The sequence below is a fragment of the Nocardia sp. NPDC058497 genome (assembly GCF_042720195.1).
Lineage (GTDB): Bacteria > Actinomycetota > Actinomycetes > Mycobacteriales > Mycobacteriaceae > Nocardia.
Genome location: NZ_JBHXMY010000698.1, coordinates 1 through 2806, shown reverse-complemented (window position 1 = coordinate 2806; position 2806 = coordinate 1). Strand labels below are relative to the sequence as shown.

The 2806-nt window shown below is 69.4% G+C and carries 1 protein-coding gene and 1 pseudogene; both read left to right on the top strand.

Annotated features, from left to right (window positions below):
* The first annotated feature begins 273 nt into the window (after window positions 1-273).
* Window positions 274-1440, top strand: a complete 1167-nt coding sequence (locus tag ACFWPJ_RS29695) for an ABC transporter ATP-binding protein (protein WP_378856356.1) — start codon at window positions 274-276, stop codon at window positions 1438-1440.
* 1057 nt (window positions 1441-2497) lie between these two features.
* Window positions 2498-2806: pseudogene (locus tag ACFWPJ_RS29690) on the top strand (polyprenyl synthetase family protein); the annotation flags it as partial.

The window sequence follows — 2806 nt, the reverse complement described above, 5'->3', positions numbered from 1 at the left end:
GAGTATTGCGGTAGCCGACCTTCCAGATCTTGGTCGACCTTGGACGAGGGACGACATTCGAAGGTTGCGTCGAGAACGTCCAGCATGGCTGTGGGCGGCCCCCCCCAACCACCCCGCCCCCCCCCAGCGTAAAAACCCCCCCCCCACCCCGCCCCACCCCCCCCCCCGAACAATACGCGGCGCCCCCGCCCCCCCCGCCCCCGCGACGCGGACACCGCCGCGCGCGGCGCCGAGGCCACCGGTCGGGTCATCGAGTACCTGCGGGCCCAGCCGGTGCTGCGGGCGGGCGGCCGCACCGGTGAACGGTTCGGGCTGCTCGACGACTCCCTGACCGCACTGCAGCGCGCGTCGCGCCGATCGACCCTGTCGGCGCTGCCCGGCGTGGTCGGCCTGGCACTGACGGTGCAGGCGATGTTCACCGTCTTGCTGGTCCTCGGCGCGTACCTCGTCCTGAACGGAAGTATCGGCGCCGCGGAGATTCTGGCGATCCTGGTGCTGGCCGCCCGCTGCGCCGACCCGCTGCTCTCTCTGGCCGACATCGGCGGCAAACTGCGCGCCGCACGGTCGGTGCTGGCGCGCCTGGACGAGGTCCTGCGCACCGAGCCGCTGCCGGATCCGCGCGAACCGGCGCTCCCGGCCTGCCACGACCTGGCCTTCGATTCCGTCGCCTTCCGGCAAGGCAATCGCACCGTGTTCGACAACGTGTCGCTGACGGTGCCCGACGGGAGCACGCTCGCCGTCGTCGGCCCGTCGGGCGCCGGCAAGACCACCCTGCTGCAACTGCTCGCCCGCTTCGCCGACGTGGACGCGGGTGCGGTCCGGGTCGGGGGAGTGGACGTGCGCGACATCAGCACCGAGGAGCTCATGTCCCGGATCGCCGTCGTCTTCCAGGACGTCTACCTCTTCGACGGCACCATCGAGGACAACGTGCGGCTCGGCTGCCCCGACGCCACCGACGCCGAGGTGCGCGCCGCGGCCGCGGCGGCCCGGCTCGACGAGGTGATCGAGCGCCTGCCCGGCGGCTGGGCCGCGCATGTCGGCGAGGGCGGCGCCCGCCTGTCCGGCGGTGAGCGCCAACGTGTGTCGATCGCCCGCGCACTGCTCAAGGACGCGCCGATCGTGCTGCTCGACGAGATCACCTCCGCGCTCGACCCAGTGAACGAGGCGGCCGTGCACGCGGGCATCGAGCGCCTGATGGCGGGCCGGACGGTGGTGACGGTGGCGCACCGCCTGCGCACCGTCCAGCGCGCCGACCAGATCGTGTTCGTCGACGCCGGGCGCGTCGTGGAACAGGGCACCCACGACGAGCTGCTGCGCGCGGGCGGCCGCTACGCCGCGTTCTGGGCAACCTCCGGGGTCTCGGTCGCGGGCGGGCGATCCGCGGTGGTGCCGACATCGATGCCGGCGGCGAGTTCGGCGCTGCCCGCCCGCAGACGCTGAGCGCTCGCGTCGAGCGGGGCCGAGCTACCGGAGCGCCGCCGCACATCGGGTCGTGCGGCGGCGAGCTGTCCCGCGGCCGTGCCGAGCCGGTCGCTCACGACCCCCGCTCTGCTTGTCGACCGCGGCCTCAGGTGAGGGTGCCCAGGCGGCCGGGAAATCGACCGGACCGAGGCGACGCCGGGCAGCCCGGCGATCTTGGTCGCCAGGGTCTCGATCGCCGCGTAGTGGCCGGGGTTGCGCGGGCCGGCCGGGCACCCTGAGTCTGAAACGATCATCGTTCCGCTTTGACATTTGGGACGAATTGTTAAGTGCGCGTACATATCTCAAGGCCGCGTCTGCGTGAGCCGGTTGGGAGGGTTGTCAAACATCCGCGTTCCGATTTGTGGTGATCTCACCAAGCGCCGAGCCCGATTCGCGGCATCGCAGTCGCGGCCGTAGAGTCGGCAGTCGAGCGTTGTCCCATGTTTCTCGGTGATCGCCCGCAGGACGATAATGTCCTCGGCGAACGGTTTGAACAGGCGTTTCCCGGCATACCGGGGACCGGCCTCGTAGTCGGCGCGACCCCACAAGGGGTCGTCACGTCCGAGCATCTCTGTCGCAGTGCCGCGCCAGCCCCGGTGCTTACCCATGCGCAAACACATTGCTACCCATCGGTCGGCAGTGTCACCGAATCTGTTGGGGTGCTGCGAGTTTGAAATCATCCGGTCCGGCGCCGGAGTTGATCCACCGCTCTCGCAGCACGAATGGCGCATGAATTACTTTGCGGCACTATCTAATACCACGTTCGAATGTTGAAACCTGTTGTAGTGCTTGACAAGTGGGCCCGCGGTCCACAAAACTACCCGTCGGTAGCCGGCGATCGGGAGCTCAGGCCCGGTAGTTGTGATAAGTCGCTCCCAGCGACTGCCCGGCCTGAACCCCCGTGAACCCCTGTGCACCAGTCGGGGTGAACCTCACTGCCACCGTGACCACACCAAAGGAGTTCAGCGCTATGGATAATCTTGCGCTACCCTCAGCGCACCGTCAGGATGCTCGTCCGACAGTGCACCCGGAGCACTTGGGCGATCAGGTGGCGGTGCTGCCCAGACCGTCGGTCACCACGCGGCCGGTTGTCGACGACAAGGCCGTCGGGCCGGTCGAACTGTTACCGCTGGTCACCGAACGCCTGCACGAAATCCTCATGACCGGTGGCGATTTCGATGCCATCTACCGGCATGTTCTCGCGGCACCCGGCAAGCGGGTGCGGGCTCGTCTCGTGCTCGCGTGCGCCGGCCTGCTGCCCGATGTCGCGGCGGCGCCACAGCATGCCGCCATCGACCTGGCCTGTGCCATGGAGATGCTGCCCGAGTCCGCGCTGCGGCACGGC